Source organism: Micromonospora cremea (assembly GCF_900143515.1).
In the GTDB taxonomy this organism is placed as follows: domain Bacteria; phylum Actinomycetota; class Actinomycetes; order Mycobacteriales; family Micromonosporaceae; genus Micromonospora; species Micromonospora cremea.
The window spans coordinates 15,886-33,781 of the sequence record NZ_FSQT01000001.1 but is presented as its reverse complement, the minus strand read 5'-3'; the positions used below and the strand labels follow the sequence as shown (position 1 = coordinate 33,781).

Sequence of the window (17,896 nt, the reverse complement as noted above, 5' to 3'; positions counted from 1 at the left end):
TGGTTATCTCGACCCCGGCAGGATGGGCCCGAGATCCAGACGCGACGGCAGGCACCGCTCCGGTGCGATCGGCGCGCGCCCGGGGACAACTCGAAGGGGGCCGCATGTCACCCGACGCCCACGTGATCGACATCCACCCCGCCCGGCAGCTGCGGGTGCTGATGCTCTCCTGGGAGTACCCGCCGGTGCTCGTCGGCGGCCTCGGCCGACACGTCCACGCACTGTCCGTCGCCCTCGCCGCCGCCGGCCACGAGGTCACCGTCGTCACCCGCCACGCCGCGGGCGCACCCCTGGAGGAGTACGCCGACGGCGTGCGCATCCTGCGCGCCCCCGAAGACCCCGTCACCTTCCCCCTGGCCACCAACTCCCTGCTGGCCTGGACCATGGCCTTCAACCACACCCTCACCCGCACCGCCCTGCGCGCCACCGAAGCCGGCACCTACGACGTCATCCACGCCCACGACTGGCTCGTCGCCCACACCGCCATGACACTGCGCGAGCACCTGGACATCCCACTGGTCAGCACCATCCACGCCACCGAAGCCGGCCGCCACCAGGGCTGGCTGCCCGAAGAGATGAACCGCACCATCCACGGCGTCGAACACTGGCTCAGCAACGAGTCCACCCGCGTGATCACCTGCTCCGGATACATGCGCGAGCAGGTGACCGCACTGTTCGACCTTCCGACCAGCCAGGTCGACGTGGTGCCCAACGGGGTCGACGACCGGGCCTGGCGGGCCCGGCCGCGCGCGGTCGCCTCGGCCCGGGCCCGGTTCGCCGCGGACGGCCCGCTGGTCGGGTACGCCGGCCGGCTGGTCTACGAGAAGGGCGTCCAGCACCTGGTGCACGCGGTGCCCCGGCTGCGCGAACGGCACCCCGGGCTGCGCGTGGTGATCGCCGGCGACGGCCCGTACCGCGCCGAACTGGAGGAGGAGGCCCGCCGGCTGGCGCTCTGCTCGACCGTCCGCTTCACCGGCTTCCTCGACGCCACCCAACTGCCGGCGGTGCTCGGCGCCACCGACGCCACCGTGGTGCCCAGCCTCTACGAGCCGTTCGGCATGGTGGCGCTGGAGGCGGCCGCCGCCGGCGCGCCGCTCGCGGTGGCCCGCACCGGCGGGCTCGCCGAGATCGTCGAGACCGGCGTGACCGGCGTGACGTTCCCGCACAGCGACCCGGACGCGCTCGCCGGCGCGGTGGGCCAACTCCTCGGCGACGAGGTCTTCGCCCGCCGGGTGGCCCGGCGGGCACGCACCATGGTCGGCGAGCGGTACGGCTGGGCCGCCATCGCGGCCCGCACCGCCGCCAGCTACACCACCGCCCGACGCGAGCACGGCCCGCTCCAGGCCCGCCGGGCCGCCGCCCAACGGGCGGGCGGACGTACCCGGATCGCCATCCCGGACGGCAATCTGCTCGCCGCGGCCGACCACGCCGCCTGCTGAGCCGAGGCGGACGACCGATAGGTGGCTCCCGATCCGCTGGCTAGGGTGTATCCCGGACAGCCGCCGAGAAGGAGCGTGCGCAGGTGCTGATCGCCGGTCGGTACCGGCTGCTCGACCTGGTGGGTCGCGGGGGCATGGGCCGGGTGTGGCGGGCCCGCGACGAGATGCTGCACCGCGAGGTCGCGGTCAAGGAGGTCGTGCCGCCGAGCTGGCTGGCCGACCACGAGCGGGCCGAGCTGCGCTCGCGTACCCTGCGGGAGGCCCGCGCCGCCGCCCGGCTCAACCACCCGGCCGTGGTCCGGCTCTACGACGTCGTCCCGGTCGAGGGCAGCCCGTGGATCGTGATGGAGTACGTCCCGTCCCGCACCCTGCAGGACGTGCTGGACACCGAGGGGCCCCTCGCGCCCGCCGAGTCGGCCCGGATCGGTCTGGCCCTGCTCGGCGCGCTGCGGGCCGCGCACACGGCCGGAGTGCTGCACCGCGACGTCAAACCGCAGAACGTGCTCGTGGCACATGACGGGCGGGTGATGCTCACCGACTTCGGGCTGGCCACGTTCGACGGCGGCGACGGTGCGATGACCCGCCCCGGCATGGTTCTCGGCTCCCCGCAGTACGTCGCCCCCGAGCGGGCCGCCGAGGGAGCGTCCACCGTGGCCGCCGACCTGTGGTCGCTCGGGGCCACCCTGCACACCACCGTGGAGGGCCGCTCCCCGTACGCCCGCGGCACCGCGATGGCGACGCTGAGCGCGCTGGCGGCCGGGCCGCCGGACCCGGCCCCGCACGCCGGGCCGCTCGCGCCGGTGCTCGCCGGGTTGCTGCGCCGCGACCCGCGCGACCGTCTCGACCACGAGGCGGCCCGCCGGCTGCTCACCGCCGCCGCGACCGGCCGCACCAGCCCGCCCCCGGCGCCCCACCGGGCAGAGCCGGCAGCGGAGGTGGCCGACCGTCCCGACGCGCCCACCGAACTGTCCGATCAGGCTTTCACCACCCCGCTGCCCGGGCCCGACCAACCCACCGCCGAGCGGGCCGGCGTCCCGGGTGATCCGCCCGCCGGAGACGGCACCGCCGGGCGGGCCGACGCCCCTGCTAGGCAGGCGACCGGCGAGGTCGCCCCCGACGCGCCCGCTCGAACAGTGGGGCGACCGGCCGGGCGGACAGCGCGCCGGGCGGCGCTGGTCGTCACGGCGTTGCTGGTGGCGGCCGCCGCCGGCGTCGGCACCGCGCTGGCCGTCACCGACGACGAGCCGACGGGCACCGCCGGGCGGTCGACCACCGCGCCGCCGCCCGACCGTCCGCCCGACGATCGCGGCCCCGGCGGGCCGTTCGGCCACCGCCCCGACCGGCCGGGACCGCCGCCGGGCGGCGGCGCCTTCCCCCCGCCGCCGTTTCCGTGTGTCCGCCCGGACGCCGTCGGTGCGCCCGTGCCGGCCGCGTCGCCAGCGCCCGGCGAACGGTTCCGGCCGCCGACCGGCTGGGTCTGGCACGCCGACACCACGGGCTTCCGGGTTTCCGTGCCCGCGACCTGGCATTACTCCCGCGACGGCACGGTGGCCTGCTTCCAGGACCCGGCGACCGGAAGGGCGTTCAGCGTCGCCGAGGGCGGCGCCACCGATCCGCTGGTTCGGCTGAAGTCGCTCCGCGACGTGGCGGCCGGGTCCGGCGCGCTGCCGGGGTACGACGAAATCCGGCTGGCCGCGGGCGGCGGCGGGGCGGAGTGGGAGTCCCGGTGGACGGCGCCCTACGGCGCCCGACTGCACGCCCGGCAACACGTCGCCGGCACACCCGCCGGGAGCGACCGGTGGACGCTGGGCTGGATCACCGACGACCGGGACTGGGCCGCCGCCACCGCGGACTGGACAGCGGTGCGAACGAGTTTCCGACCACCCCGCTGACCTGCACCGGTGGTCCGGTTCGGCCCGCCGTCCGGCGTGGATCTAGGCCGCTCAGTGGATGAGAAATACCGCGCCGGTGGCTATCGTGTAACACGGGGTGACCGAGGGGGAGCGACTGTGCAGCAGTTGCTGATCGCGGGTCGGTACCGGCTGCTCGACCTGGTCGGCACCGGCGGCATGGGCCGGGTGTGGCTGGCCCGCGACGAGATGCTGCACCGCGACGTCGCGGTGAAGGAGATCGTGCCACCGTCCTGGCTGGCCGAGACTGAGCGGGCCGAGCTGCGACTGCGGACCCTGCGCGAGGCGCGTACGGCGGCTCGCCTCAACCACCCCAACGTGGTCCGCATCTATGACGTGGTACACGACCGGGAGAGGCCCTGGATCGTGATGGAGTACGTGCCGTCCCGGTCGGTGCAGCAAATCATCGGCGCGGAAGGGACGCTGAGCCCGCAGCGCACCGCCCGGATCGGGCTGGCCGTGCTCGCGGCGCTGCGGGCCGCGCACACCGCCGGTGTGCTGCACCGCGATGTGAAGCCGCACAACGTGCTGGTCGCCGACGACGGGCGGGTGGTGCTCACCGATTTCGGGCTGGCCACGTTCGACGGTGGCGACGGGGCGATGACCGGGCCGGGCTCGGTGCTCGGCTCGCCGCAGTTCGTCGCCCCGGAGCGCGCCCGCGAAGGGGTGTCGAACCCGCGTACCGATCTGTGGTCGCTGGGCGCGACGCTCTACGCGATGGTCGAGGGGCGTGCGCCGTACGCCCGCTCCAGCGCGATGGCGACGCTCAGCGCGCTGGCCACCGAACCGCCGGACCCGATGCGCCGGGCCGGGGCGCTGCGCCCCGTGCTGACCGGCTTGTTGCAGCGCGATCCCTGGCGGCGGTTGACCGCCGCCGAGGCGGAGCCGCTGCTGCGGAGCGCGGCGGCGGACGGCGGCCAGCCCAGCGAGCCGGCCCGCTCCGCGGCGGTGGCGGCGGTTCTCAACGCGAGTCGGGCGGCCGTACCCGCCGTTCCGACCGGTTGGCCGGCTCCGCCCGGCGACCCGGCGGCGCCCACCGACGGGCCGGCGACCCGATCCGGCCGCCGGCGTCGGCGGCTGCTCGCCCTGGGCGGCGCGGTCACCGCGCTGCTCGCCGCCAGCGGTGTCGCGTTGGCGCTGGTCAACCGCAACGACGGGCGGACGCCCCCATCCGGCGTCGGGGGCGGCGAGACCACCGCCCGGCCGGCCGCGTTCGCCTGCGCGGCTCCCCCGCCGGCGACGGCCATCCCGGTGCCGTCGGTGCCGCCACCGGCCGACGCGCGGTACCGGCTGGTGAAGGGCTGGACGTGGCACGACGACCCGGCCGGGTTCCGGATCGCCGCGCCGGTGGGCTGGCTGCGCTGGACCGAGGGTGCGGCGACCTGCTTCCGGGAGTCCGACGGGCCCCGGGTGCTCAGCGTCGAGGCCGGCCCGGACCGGCCCGATCCGGTGGCGTACTGGAAGGCCGAGGAGGCCCGGCTCACCGGCGGCGAGGCGCTGCCGGGCTACCGCAAGGTGGACATCTCGGCGCTGGACTTCTTCGAGGGCGGCGCGATCTGGGAGTGCGCCTGGGAGAACGCCGCCGGCGAGCGGGTGCACAGTTTCCGGCTGCTGGCCAACACCTCGGCCGGGCGCGCCTTCACCGTCTCGTGGTTGACAAAAGAGTTCGACTGGCAGGTCAACGCGACATACTTGCCGATGATCCGGCAGAGCTTCACCCCCGCACTCTGACACCGTCCGTTGTGGACCGTTCCGGTGATGCCCCTGCGGCACCGGCGCTGACTACAGTGGCGTAGTTTTGGCGCTCAAGATCCCTGGGGAGGGTGAGCCGAGATGATGGGACCGTCGCACGCGCTGTCCGGCGCGGCGGTATGGCTGGCCGGGTCCTGGGCGCTGAACCAGTTCGCCGACTACCAGCAGTCACCACTCGCGTTGGCGGTGGGCACCGCGGTGTGCGCGGGTGGCGCGCTCTTTCCCGACCTCGACCTGTCGGGCAAGGTGACCCGCAACCAGGGTGGTGCCACGGTGGCCCGCACCTTCGGGGTCTTCTCGCTCTTCGTCGCCGAGGTGATGGAGAAGATCTCACTCGGGGTCTACTACGCGACGAAGCTCAGCAAGGACCCCCGGCGCAACAACGGGCACCGCACGCTGACCCACACCATCCCGTTCACGCTGCTGGTCGGCTGGGGCACGACCGCGCTCTGCACCGCGTACGGCAAGTGGGCGGTGATCACCATCCTCTTCTTCATGTTCGGTCTGGCCCTGCGGGGGTTGTTCGACGAGTGGGCGGAGCGGGCCGGCTGGGTGATCGTGACCCTGGCGTCGGCCGGAGCGGCGTGGTTCACGTTCGTCAACCTTCCGGGCGGGCGCGGGTACCCCCTGATCGGCGTGGCCGTGGGGGTGGGCTGCTTCGTGCACATCCTCGGTGACATGATCACCCGAGCCGGGGTGCCGATCCTGTGGCCGATCCCGATCCGCCGGCGCATGTGGACGATGATCGGCCTGCCGAACAGCATCGCCCTGCGCACTGGCAGCAAGACCGAGGTGGTCGTGCGCGCCGTCCTGACCGTGGTCTCGGTGCTGGCCACCGCCGGCCTGATCGCCCCGTCGGTGCTGCAACGGTTCAACATCGACGTATGACCGACCCGGTGCCGCAGTCGCCGCCGGCGGCCGACGAGCGGGTGCCGGAATTCTGGCGCGCGCTCGGGCTGCCCGGGCTGGCCGACGTGCACGTGCACTTCCTGCCGCCGCGGCTGCTGCGCCGGGTGTGGGCGTACTTCGACGCGGCCGGGCCGCTGGTCGGCACGCAGTGGCCGATCCGCTACCGCTGGAGCGACGCGGACCGGGTGGCGCACCTGCGCCGGCTCGGCGTGCGGGCGTTCAGCGCGCTGGCGTACCCGCACCGGCCGGGCATGGCGGCGGAGCTGAACCGCTGGACGCTGGAGTTCGCCCGCGCCACCCCGGGCTGCCTGCCCTCGGCCACCTTCTTTCCCGAGCCGGACGCCCCCGGGTACGTCGAGGAGGCGCTGACCGGCGGGGCCCGGCTGTTCAAGGTCCACGTGCAGGTCGGCGGGTTCGCGCCGACCGACCCGGCGCTGGACCGGGTCTGGGGGATGCTGGCCGACGCGGGCGTGCCGGTGGTCGTGCACGCCGGGCACGCCCCGGTGGGGACCACACACACCGGGCCGGACCCGTTCGCCGCCCTGCTCGCCCGCCACCCCCGACTGACCGCCGTGGTGGCGCATCTCGGCGCACCCGACTACCGGGCCTTCCTCGACCTCGCCGACGCGTACGAGCAGGTCCGGCTGGACACCACGATGGCGTTCACCCCGTTCTTCGACCGGTTCGTGCCCTTCCCGGCCGACGAGCTGCCCCGGCTGCGCGAGCTGGGGCTGGCCGGCAAGGTGCTGCTGGGCAGCGACTTCCCGAACATCCCCTACCCCTACGCCGACCAGTTGACCGGGCTGGTCCGGCTGGACCTCGGCGACGACTGGCTGCGCGCGGTGTGCTGGGACAGCGCCGCCACCCTGTTCGACCTGCCCTGATCCCCGCCGCCCGCTCCCGGCGCCCGGCTCCCGGCTGGATTCCTCGGGATGTTGCGCGATCCTGCTGGCCGGCCGAGGTCCCCCTCCGCCGCCTTTGCTCTGCTTCAACGAGCGCAACACCCACTGTCCGGATACCGGACGGCGGATGTTGCGTGGGGTGAAGCAGAGCAAAGGCGGCCGCAGACCACCGGTTGGCCGGGCCGGAGCCGGAGCCGGGCCGGAGCCGGGCCGGAGCCGGGACCGCGACCGCGACCGGGAGCCGGAACCCACCGCACACCAGCGGCGCCACGTCAAGCAGGCCGGCGGCCAAACCCACAAGACCGCCGGGCACGGGACACCGCAGAGCAGGACTCGGGACGCGCGGCGACCGGGCCGCAGCGAGCCAGGTGCAGGCACGCGGCGGGCCGGGTGCAGGCCGCCGAGGAGGGCCCGCGGAGCCCCGACGTCTTTCGACATCGGCTATTGACGTCGCCGTAACAGGTGGCCTAGCGTCTGTCGAAACGCTTCGTCGAAACGCTTCGACGATCATCCGGGAGCGATCCCACGCCGGGCCGGAGGAGGTGCGCGGTGGCCACCATGCACGACGTCGCCCGCCTCGCCCGGGTCTCGGTCAGCACCGTGTCGTACGTGCTCACCGGCACGCGGCCGATCTCCCAGGCCACCCGGGACAAGGTGCTCGCCGCCATGGCCGAGCTCGACTACCAGCCCAACGCGATGGCCCGTGGCCTGGCCAGCCGGCGCAGCCGGATCCTGGGCCTGCTGATGCCGATGGACGAGCGCGGCCTGGGCGCGACCGAGACCGCCTTCGTCACCGGCGCCGCCGCCGCGGCCAGCGCCGCCGGCTACCACCTGGTGCTCTCCCCCGTCGGTGGCGGCGACCTCGACGACCTGCGGCGACTGGCCAGCCAACGGATGCTCGACGGCGTCGTGCTGATGGAGGTGCAGCTCGCCGACGAGCGGGTCACCGTCCTGCGGGACGCGGGCGTCCCGCTGGTGTTGATCGGCCGCACCGGCGACACCAGCGGGCTCTCCTACGTCGACATCGACTTCGAGCAGACCGTGCGGGAGGCCGTCGCCCACCTGGTCGGCCTGGGCCACCGGAGCATCGTCTACGTCAACCACTCGGCCGCCACCCTGGCCAGCGGCTACGGACCCGCGCTGCGCACCCGGGACGCCTTCGTCGCGGCGATGGCCGGACACGGCCTGGAGCCGGTGATGATCCCCGCCGAGGACAGCGCCGCCGGTGGGCGGGCCGCCCTGGCCGCCGCGTTCGCGCAGGCCCCGGAGCTGACCGCCGTGCTGGCCATGAACGAGACCGCGATCTTCGGCATCCTCGGCGAGCTGACCGGCCGGGGGCTCTCGGTGCCCGACGACGTCTCGGTCGTCTCGATGGTCACCTCGCCGCAGGTCGCCGAGCTGGCCACCCCGGCGCTGACCGCGATGACCTCGCCCGGTTCGGCCATGGGGCGGATCGCGATCGAGGCGCTGCTGCGCCACCTGGACGGTCCGGGCGACGAGCGCCATCAGCAACTGCTGCCCTGCGCTCTGGAGACCCGGGGATCGACCGCCGTGCCACGACGGCCAGCACCGGACACACCCGGGCGGCCGCCGACCGACGGGGGCTGACCAGCGAAAACGGCCCGCCGCCGCGCTGCAACGCGACGACGGGCCCAGTGCAGTACCGGCTAGATACTCAACGAGGAGGATAGCAATGCAGCGATTCCGCCGGATCGTCGCCGCGATCGCCCTGGCGGCGACCGCGACGACCACCGTGGCCGCGTGCGGCGGTGGTGACAGCGGGGACGACAGCGGGGCCAAGACGCTCAAGCTCTGGCACTACGAGAGCGCCAACAGCGCCATGGGGGTCGCCTGGGACCGGGCGATCGAGATCTTCAAGGCCGAGCACCCCGGCGTCGAGGTGCGCTTCGAGCGCAAGGCGTTCGAGCAGATCCAGCAGAACGCCGGCATGATCATCAACTCGTCCGAAGGCCCGGACATCATGGAGTACAACAAGGGCAACGCGACCGCGGGCCTGCTCTCCTCCCAGGGCCTGCTCACCGACCTGAGCGCCGAGGCCGACAAGCGCGGCTGGGCCGGCAAGCTCAGCCCCAGCCTGCAGACCACTGCCCGCTACAGCGACAAGGGCGTGATGGGCTCGGGCAACTGGTTCGGCGTACCGAACTACGGCGAGTACGTCACGGTCTACTACAACAAGGACCTCTTCGCCAAGTACGGCGTGAAGGTGCCGACCAGCATGGCGGAGATGACCGCCGCGATGGACACCTTCGTCGGTAAGGGCGTCGCCCCACTGGGCATGGCCGGCGCCGAGTACCCGGCCGGTCAGCTCTTCTACCAGCTGGCGCTGGCCAAGGCGGACCGGCAGTTCGTCGACAACTACCAGCTCTACAAGAACCCGGTGGACTTCACGGCCGACCCGCTGAAGTACGGCGCGGACACCTTCGCCGACTGGGTGAAGAAGGGCTACGTCGCGAAGAACTCGGCGAGCCTGAAGGCCGAGGACATGGGCACTGCGTTCATCGGCGGCAAGACCCCCATGATCGTCTCCGGTAGCTGGTGGTACGGCCGGTTCAAGGCCGAGATGAAGGCCAACTGGGACACCTTCCTCTTCCCCGGCAACACCCTGCAGGCCGGCTCGTCCGGCAACCTGTGGGTGGTCCCGGAAACCAGCAAGGCCAAGGGCCTGGCGTACGACTTCATCGACATCACCCTGCGTCCGGAGATCCAGGACCTGATCGGCAACAACGGCGGCGTCCCGGTCGCCGGTGACCCGGCGAAGATCAGTGACCCGAAGGACCGGAAGCTGATCGAGGACTTCAACACGGTCAGCAAGCAGGACGGCCTGGCCTTCTACCCGGACTGGCCGGTTCCCGGCTACTACGACGTGCTGGTCTCCGGCTTCCAGGGCCTGATCAACGGATCCAAGTCGCCCGACCAGGTACTCGACTCGATCGCCAAGCCGTATGCCGACGGCGTCAAGGAGATCACCGGCAAGTGACACGGCGAGCGGCGGGCGCGACCGGCACGACCGGGGCGCCCGCCCGCTCCACCGGGAAGGATCTTCCATGGCAGTCTCCGAGACCGTCGCCGCCCCGGCGGCGACCCCGACCCAGCCTCCACCCGGCCGTGGACGTCGTCGCGGCCGCAACGCGGCGTACTGGCTCTATCTGCTCCCCGGATCGGTGCTCTTCATCCTGGTCATCGGCGCGCCGCTGGTCGGCACCGGATACCTGTCGCTGACCAAGTGGTCCGGGGTCGGCGATCCCACCTGGGTCGGCCTGGACAACTACCGGCAGTTGCTGCACGACGAGGTGTTCTGGGCGTCGTTCCGGAACACCGTGGCGATGCTCGTCGCGATGGTGGTGGCACCCACCCTGCTCGGGCTGGTGCTCGCCTCGGTGCTCTTCGACGTCATCGGCCGCCGCTTCCGGCCGCGCACCGCCGCCGCGCTGCGGGCCGCGTTCTACCTCCCGCAGGTGCTGCCCGTCGTGGTGGCCGGCATCGTCTGGGGCTGGATCCTGCGCCCCGACGGGGCGTTCAACAGCCTGCTCGACGCGGTCGGTCTCGGCGCGCTACGCCACGACTGGCTCGGCGACCCGGGCACCGCCCTGCCCAGCGTGATGGCGGTGATGATCTGGGTGCAGATCGGCTACCCGGTGGTCGTCTTCATGGCGGCGCTGCAACGGGTCGACCCGGAGTTGTACGAGGCGGCCGAGGTCGACGGCGCGAACTGGGTCCACCGGTTCCGGGCGATCACCCTCCCGCAGATCCGGCCGGAGACCTTCGTGGTGGCCCTGACCTGCACCATCGCCGCTCTGAAGGTGTTCGGGCCGATCTTCGCCCTCACCCGGGGCGGCCCGGAGAACGCCACCAACGTTCCGTCGTACTTCGCGTACTACACGTTCTTCAAGAAGCTCCAGGTCGGCTACGGCTCCGCGATCTCCACGGTGCTCACACTGATCATCGTCGTGGTGGCGGTGGTCTTCATCTGGATGCAGGCCCGCAGCGAGCGCCGGGACCGGGGGTTCTGAGATGGCCGTCACGCTCATCCCGACCGAGAGCGCGGTGGTGACTCCGCGCCGGAACAGGCCGAACCGCGACCGGCACCGCCGCGGCGCCGCCCGCTGGGTGGTGCTCGCCCTGGTCACGCTCGCCGCGCTCGCCATGCTGGTGCCGTTCGCGTTCATGCTGCTCAACGCGTTCAAGTCGCCGACCGACTACTCCTCGGGCGGGCCGTTGAGCTGGCCGACGGAGTTCTACACCAAGGGTCTGCGGACGTACTGGACCACGGTGAACTTCCCGTTGAAGCTGTGGAACTCGGCGCTCATCGCCGGCTCCGTGGCGGTGCTCGGCGTCGTCGTCTCGCTGCTCAACGCGTACGCGCTCGGCATCGGCCGGGTCCGCGGCCGGCTCTGGATCGTCGGGCTCTTCCTGCTGGCCAACATGCTGCCGCAGGAAGCGCTGATCTACCCGCTCTACTACGTGGCCAAGGAGATCGGCCTCTACAACACCCGACTCTCGGTGATCATCATCTTCACCGTGATCCAGAGCGCGTTCGGCACCTACCTGCTCGCCTCGGTGCTGAGCACGTTCCCGCGCTCGCTGCTCGAGGCCGCCTCGCTGGACGGCGCCGGCAAGTGGACGGTGCTGTGGCGGGTGGTCTTCCCCAACCTGCGGCCCACCCTCGCGGTGCTGCTCATCTTCTTCTTCATCTGGACCTGGAACGAGTTCCTGATCCCGCTGGTCATGCTGATCGACAACCAGACGCAGACCATCCCGGTCGCGCTCGCGTCGTTGCAGGGCGACCGCCTGATGGACGCGCCGACCACCAACGCCGGCGCGCTGATCAGCCTGGTGCCGGCCATCATCTTCTTCCTCATCTTCCAGCGCACTCTCGCGCGTGGCATCACGGCAGGAGCCGAGAAGTGAAGTTCACCGACGGGTACTGGCAACTGCGCCCCGGCGTCAGCGTGCTGCGCCCCGGCACAGTCGAATCGGTCGAGCCGGACGAGCGCGGCTTCACCGTCTTCGCGCCGGCCGGCCACATCACCGGGCGGGGCGACACCCTCAACCGGCCCGTCGTCACCGTCCGGTTCTTCTCCCCCGCTCCGGGCGTCGTCGGCGTGACCATCAACCACCACAGCGGCGGGCTGCCCCGCGAGCCCCACTTCGGGCTGGCCACCGACGACGAGCATCCGGTCACCGTCGACATCACCGGGATCAGCGCGTCGCTGACCACCGGCGAGTTGACCGCCCGGGTCGCGCTCATCGACGGGTGGCGGGTCGACTTCCTGCACGGCGATCGGGTGGTCACCGCGTCCACCGGGCGCAGCGTCGGCGTCGTCACCGACGGCGAGGGCCGCCGGCACGTGCACGAGCGGCTCGCCCTCGGCGTCGGCGAGACGGTGTACGGGCTGGGCGAGCGGTTCGGCCCGTTCGTGAAGAACGGCCAGACCGTGGACATCTGGAACGCCGACGGGGGCACCGCCAGCGAGCAGGCGTACAAGAACGTGCCGTTCTACCTCAGCAGCGCCGGCTACGGGGTGTTCGTGGACCACCCGGAGCACGTGTCGTTCGAGGTCGGCTCGGAGGTCGTCACGCAGACCCAGTTCAGCGTCGAGGGGCAGTCCCTCACCTACTACGTCATCGACGGGCCCACCCCGAAGGACGTGCTGCGCCGCTACACCGCGCTGACCGGCCGCCCGGCCCGGGTCCCCGCCTGGTCCTACGGGCTGTGGCTGTCCACGTCGTTCACCACCTCGTACGACGAGAAGACGGTGACCGAGTTCGTCGACGGGATGGCCGAGCGGGACCTGCCGCTGTCGGTGTTCCACTTCGACTGCTTCTGGATGCGCCAGTTCCACTGGGTCGACTTCGTCTGGGACCCGGCGACCTTCCCGGACCCGGAGGGGATGCTGCGCCGGCTGCACGAGCGTGACCTGAAGGTGTGCGTCTGGATCAACCCGTACATCGCGCAGCGCTCGTACCTGTTCGAGGAGGGCCGGCAGGCCGGCTACCTGGTGCGCAACCCGGACGGGTCGGTCTGGCAGTGGGACAAGTGGCAGGCCGGCATGGCGCTGGTCGACTTCACCAACCCGGACGCGGTCCGCTGGTTCACCGGCAAGCTCAAGGCGCTGCTGGACATGGGCGTCGACTGCTTCAAGACCGACTTCGGTGAGCGCATCCCGACCGACGTGGTGTGGCACGACGGCTCGGACCCGCAGCGGATGCACAACTACTACTCGTACCTCTACAACAAGGCGGTCTTCGAGCTGCTGGAGGCCGAACGCGGGGAGGGCGAGGCGGTGCTGTTCGCCCGCTCGGCCACCACCGGAGGGCAGCAGTTCCCGGTGCACTGGGGCGGCGACTGCGAGTCCACGTTCGTCGCGATGGCCGAGTCGCTGCGCGGCGGGCTGTCCCTGGCGGCGTCCGGCTTCGGCTACTGGAGCCACGACATCGGCGGCTTCGAGGGCACCCCCGACCCGGCCGTGTTCAAGCGGTGGATCGCCTTCGGGCTGCTCTCCTCGCACTCGCGGCTGCACGGCTCCGGCTCGTACCGGGTGCCGTGGGCGTACGACGACGAGGCGGTCGACGTGCTGCGGCACTTCACCCGGCTCAAGCTCAGCCTGATGCCGTACCTGGCGGCCGCGGCGCAGGAGGCGCACCGCGACGGCATCCCGATGATGCGGCCGATGATCCTGGAGTTCCCGGACGACCCGGCCGCCGCACACCTTGACCGGCAGTACATGCTCGGCTCCGACGTGCTGGTCGCGCCCGTGCTCAGCGCCGACGGGGAGGTCACCTTCTACGTGCCCGCCGGCACCTGGACGCACCTGGTCACCGGCGCGCAGCTCACCGGCCCGGCGTGGGTCACCGAGAAGCACGAGTTCGACAGCGTGCCGGTGCTCGCCCGGCCGGGCGCGATCATCCCGTTCGGGGCGCGCTCGGACCGGCCCGACTACGACTGGGCCGACGGCGTGCAGCTGCGGCTCTACACACCGGCCGAGGGGCAACGCCAACGGGTACGGATACCGGCGCCCGGGGACGGGCCCGGCGCGGAGTTCGAGGTGAGCTTCCGCGACGGGGTCGCCACCGCAGAACTGGTGGCGGGCGCCTCGTCGGCGTACCACTGCGTGGTGGCCGGGACGGAGGTGACGGCGCGATGACGTCACACACCTTCCCGGAGGGCTTCGTCTGGGGCTCGGCCACGGCGGCGTACCAGATCGAGGGCGCGGCCACCGAGGATGGCCGCGGACCGTCCATCTGGGACACCTACAGCCACACCCCCGGCCGGACCTACAACGGCGACACCGGTGACGTGGCCGCCGACCACTACCACCGCTGGCAGCAGGACCTGGACCACATCGCCGAGCTGGGCCTGGGCGCGTACCGGTTCTCCATCTCCTGGCCGCGCGTGCAGCCGGGCGGCGCCGGCCGCTTCAACCAGGCCGGCCTGGACTTCTACTCCCGGCTGGTGGACGGCCTGCTGGAGCGCGGGGTTCGCCCGGTCGCCACGATGTACCACTGGGACCTGCCGCAGGAGCTGGAGGACGCCGGCGGATGGCCGGTGCGGGAGACCGCGCTGCGCTTCGAGGAGTACGCGGCCGGCATCGTCGCCGCGCTCGGCGACCGGGTGCACACCTGGACCACGCTGAACGAGCCGTGGTGCTCGGCGTACCTGGGCTACGCCTCCGGCGTGCACGCGCCGGGGCGTACCGAACCGGCGGCGGCACTGGCCGCGGTGCACCACCTCAACCTGGCGCACGGCCTGGCCGGCCGGGTGGTCCGGGAGCTGGCGCCGACGGCGGAGCTCTCGGTGACGCTGAACCTGCACGTGATCCGGCCGGAGTCGGACTCGCCGGCGGACGCCGACGCGGTGCGGCGCATCGACGCGCTGGCCAACCGGTCGTTCCTCGGGCCGATGCTCAACGGGGCGTACCCGGCGGATCTACTGGCCGACACGGCGAGCGTCACCGACTGGTCGTTCGTCCGTGACGGTGACGAGAAGGTGGCCGGCGTGCCGCTGGACGTGCTCGGGGTCAACTACTACTCCAGCACCCTGGTCCGGGCCTGGGACGGACATTCGACCCGCTCGGACGCCGACGGTCACGGCGCCTCGGCGCACTCACCGTGGGTCGGCGCCGGCGATGTCGACTTCCTGCCTCAGCCGGGCCCGCACACGGCGATGGGCTGGAACATCGACCCGGCCGCGCTGACCGGGCTGCTGCTGCGACTGAACCAGGAGTATCCGGCCCAGCCCTTGATGATCACCGAGAACGGCGCGGCGTTCGACGACGTCGTGTCGGCCGACGGCCGCGTGCACGACGAGCGGCGGGTCGACTACCTGCGCCGGCACATCGCCGCCGTGGCGGATGCCCGCGAGCAGGGCGCGGACGTCCGGGGCTACTTCGTCTGGTCGCTGCTGGACAACTTCGAGTGGGGCTACGGCTACGACCGGCGGTTCGGGATCATCCGGGTCGACTACGACACCCAGGAGCGCACCTGGAAGGACAGCGCGCACTGGTACCGCCGGCTCGCCGTCACCGGTCGCCTCGACTGACGCCGGCGTCCAGCACGGCCGTGGTGTCACTTTCCATGGGTATGACGTCATGGCGCCACGGCGGTCCCGCCTGCAGACTGGGCTCATGGCTGAGCGCGTCACCGTCGTCACCTTTCCGGGCGTGCAGTCCCTCGATGTCACCGGTCCATGGGAGGTCCTGGCGGGAGCGAATCGGTACCGGACGGCACGCGGTAAGCGCCCCGCGTATGACCTGAGGCTGGCGGGCACGGAGCCCGAGGTCGCGACCGAGAGCGGCCTCGTCATGGTGGCCGATGCGCTCGGAGAACCCGTCAGGGCCGGCACCCTCGTCGTGCCCGGTGGCCGCACGGCGGCGGCCGAGGATCAGCACGCCGACCTCGTTGCCTGGTTGGAAGCGTGCCGCCCCACGCGGTTGTTGTCGATCTGCTCCGGGGCGTTCCTGTGCGCGCGGGCCGGGTTGGTCAGTGGTCGCAGGGTGGCCACCCACTGGTCCGTGTCCCGGGATCTCGGTCGGCGATTCTCCGACATCACCGTCGACCACGACGCCCTCTACGTACACGACGGCCCGGTGTGGACCTCCGGTGGTGTCACGTCGGGAATCGACCTGGCACTGGCCGTCGTGGCCGCCGATCACGGAGCACCGGTCGCCCAGGAGATCGCCCGCTGGCTCGTGATGTTTCTGCACCGCCCTGGACACCAGGCCCAGTTCTCCGGCCCGGTGTGGTTGGAGCGCGCCACCGAGAAGCGGGTGGCCGCCGCCCAGCGGGCCATCGACGCCGATCCGGCCGCGACACACCGGGTCGACGACCTTGCCGCGCAGCTCGCCATGTCGCCCCGGCACTTCCAGCGTCTGTTCGCCCGTGAGACGGGACTCACCGTCGGGCGTTACCTCACCGAGCTTCGCCTGGAGACCGCCAAACGTCTGCTGGTGCAGTCCGACCTCGCCCTCGACACGGTGGCGGCCAAGGCGGGGTTCGGATCCGCCGAGTCGCTCCGACGTGTGTTCGGCGAACGACTCGGCACGACCCCGGGCGCATTTCGCGCCCGCTTCTCGACCCTCTGACCGCGGACAACTGCCCAGCACGCCCACCGGAAGGACCTCTCATGACCCATGTCGTCATCCCGCTCTACGAGCGTTTCACCGCGTTGGACGTCATCGGCGTCTACCAGCCACTGGCCCTCACCCCAGGCATTGACGTGGTCCTGGTCGCCGAACGCCCCGGTCCCGTCCGGGACGACTGCGGGATGGTCTCCTTCGTGGCCGAGTCCGCGCTCGAGGGCGTCGAAGCGACCGACGTTCTCGTCGTCCCGGGCGGACCCGGGACCATTCAGGCTCTCACCGGGCCTCTGCCAGCCTGGATCAGGCGGATCCACGACACGACGACGTGGACGACCTCCGTGTGCTCCGGCTCGATCCTCCTGGGGGCCGCCGGCCTGCTTCGGGGACGACGGGGCACCAGCCACTACCGCGCAGCGCCGGAGCTGATCCGCTTCGGCGCCGAGCCGACGGACCAACGGGTCGTCGAAGAACCGGACGCACGCATCATCACGGCCGCCGGTGTGTCCAGTGGCATCGACATGGGACTGCGACTCGTCGAACTCCTCACCGACCGGACGACCGCGGAGGCCGTCCAACTCTGGATGGAGTACGACCCACAACCGCCATTCGACAGCGGCCACCCCTCCCGCGCGACCCCCGAGGTGATCGCACGAGCGGCGGCGTACGAGAGCGCGGCCAGAGTGCCGCAGTGACCTGGCGGCCACCGACCCCCTAGCTTGATCTTCAACCCGTCCACGGCACACGGGTTAAAGATCAAGCTAGACCCCGACCCGCTGCGGCGGGACGGTCAGGCCGTAGAGCGCCATCAGTTCCGGGGTGTCGACCCGGCTGCCGTCCGCGACCGAGTCGCACGCGATGTCGACGATCTGGTCCTTGTGCGCCAGCAGGTACGGCCGGGCACCAACGTCGGCGCTGGCCAGGGTGGCGATGCCGGGCCAGTGCCGGCGCCCGAAGAGCATCGGGTAGCCGCGCAGCCCGTCGTAGGTGGCGCAGACCAGCACGTCCGGGTACGGCAGTGCGGCCACTCGCCGGACCGCGGCGGCGGTCAGGCCCGGCATGTCGACCGGGACCACCACCACCGCCTCGATCCCCTCGTCGTCCATGGCGGCCAGGCCGGCGCGGATGGACGAGCCGACCCCGGTGCCCCACGCCTTGTTGATGACCACCGTGGCCCTGCCCAGGTCGGCGGTCTCCCGGACCTGATCTGCGGCGGCACCCAGTACGACCACGATCTGCTCGCAGCCCGCCTCGGTCATCGTGTCGATCATCCGGTTCACCAGGGGCTTCTCCCCCTGGTGCAACAGCGCCTCGGGACCACCGATGCGGCGTCCCCCGCCCGCGGCGATGATCATTCCTGCGATCCGGTTCAGCTGCGCCCCCTCCAC

The 17,896-nt window shown here is 72.1% G+C and carries 14 protein-coding genes; 13 read left to right on the top strand and 1 reads right to left on the bottom strand.

Annotation, left to right across the window (positions count from 1 at the left end; genetic code table 11):
• Window positions 1–104 precede the first annotated feature (104 nt).
• The 13 genes from BUS84_RS00145 (at window position 105) to BUS84_RS00085 (ending at window position 17,203) form a co-directional block, all read left to right on the top strand.
• Complete coding sequence (locus BUS84_RS00145) at window positions 105–1,439, top strand: glycosyltransferase family 4 protein (protein ID WP_208869461.1); 1,335 nt, start codon at window positions 105–107, stop codon at window positions 1,437–1,439.
• 83 nt (window positions 1,440–1,522) lie between these two features.
• Window positions 1,523–3,331 (top strand): serine/threonine-protein kinase, encoded by a 1,809-nt coding sequence (locus BUS84_RS00140; protein ID WP_074307701.1) that lies wholly within the window; start codon window positions 1,523–1,525, stop codon window positions 3,329–3,331.
• A gap of 117 nt (window positions 3,332–3,448) precedes the next feature.
• Window positions 3,449–5,080 carry a serine/threonine-protein kinase gene (locus BUS84_RS00135; RefSeq protein ID WP_244298283.1) on the top strand — a complete coding sequence of 544 codons (1,632 nt, stop codon included), beginning with the start codon at window positions 3,449–3,451 and terminating at the stop codon, window positions 5,078–5,080.
• 102 nt (window positions 5,081–5,182) lie between these two features.
• A complete protein-coding gene (locus tag BUS84_RS00130; RefSeq protein WP_074307700.1) occupies window positions 5,183–5,989 on the top strand; it encodes a metal-dependent hydrolase in 807 nt (268 codons plus the stop codon).
• Window positions 5,986–6,894 (top strand): amidohydrolase family protein, encoded by a 909-nt coding sequence (locus BUS84_RS00125; protein ID WP_074307698.1) that lies wholly within the window; start codon window positions 5,986–5,988, stop codon window positions 6,892–6,894. The genes BUS84_RS00130 and BUS84_RS00125 overlap by 4 nt, the downstream gene beginning before the upstream one ends.
• A 576-nt stretch (window positions 6,895–7,470) precedes the next feature.
• Window positions 7,471–8,520, top strand: a complete 1,050-nt coding sequence (locus BUS84_RS00120; RefSeq protein WP_244298518.1) for a LacI family DNA-binding transcriptional regulator — start codon at window positions 7,471–7,473, stop codon at window positions 8,518–8,520.
• A gap of 85 nt (window positions 8,521–8,605) precedes the next feature.
• Entirely contained in the window at window positions 8,606–9,910 is a 1,305-nt protein-coding gene (locus BUS84_RS00115; RefSeq protein WP_074307695.1) for an ABC transporter substrate-binding protein, read from the top strand.
• 67 nt (window positions 9,911–9,977) lie between these two features.
• Entirely contained in the window at window positions 9,978–10,943 is a 966-nt protein-coding gene (locus BUS84_RS00110; RefSeq protein ID WP_074307693.1) for a carbohydrate ABC transporter permease, read from the top strand.
• Window position 10,944: 1 nt separating this feature from the next.
• Window positions 10,945–11,841 carry a carbohydrate ABC transporter permease gene (locus BUS84_RS00105; RefSeq protein ID WP_074307691.1) on the top strand — a complete coding sequence of 299 codons (897 nt, stop codon included), beginning with the start codon at window positions 10,945–10,947 and terminating at the stop codon, window positions 11,839–11,841.
• Window positions 11,838–14,078, top strand: a complete 2,241-nt coding sequence (gene yicI / locus BUS84_RS00100) for an alpha-xylosidase (RefSeq protein WP_074307689.1) — start codon at window positions 11,838–11,840, stop codon at window positions 14,076–14,078. The genes BUS84_RS00105 and yicI overlap by 4 nt, the downstream gene beginning before the upstream one ends.
• Window positions 14,075–15,472, top strand: coding sequence for a GH1 family beta-glucosidase (locus tag BUS84_RS00095; RefSeq protein WP_074307688.1), 1,398 nt, complete (start codon window positions 14,075–14,077; stop codon window positions 15,470–15,472). Before yicI ends, BUS84_RS00095 begins: the two co-directional genes overlap by 4 nt.
• A gap of 85 nt (window positions 15,473–15,557) precedes the next feature.
• Complete coding sequence (locus tag BUS84_RS00090; RefSeq protein WP_074311801.1) at window positions 15,558–16,514, top strand: GlxA family transcriptional regulator; 957 nt, start codon at window positions 15,558–15,560, stop codon at window positions 16,512–16,514.
• A gap of 41 nt (window positions 16,515–16,555) precedes the next feature.
• On the top strand, window positions 16,556–17,203 hold the full coding sequence (locus tag BUS84_RS00085) for a DJ-1/PfpI family protein (protein ID WP_074307686.1): 648 nt from the start codon (window positions 16,556–16,558) through the stop codon (window positions 17,201–17,203).
• A gap of 66 nt (window positions 17,204–17,269) precedes the next feature.
• On the opposite strand, the gene BUS84_RS00080 is transcribed toward BUS84_RS00085, so the two are convergent.
• Entirely contained in the window at window positions 17,270–17,863 is a 594-nt protein-coding gene (locus BUS84_RS00080; RefSeq protein ID WP_074307684.1) for a nucleotidyltransferase family protein, read from the bottom strand.
• Window positions 17,864–17,896: the final 33 nt, after the last annotated feature.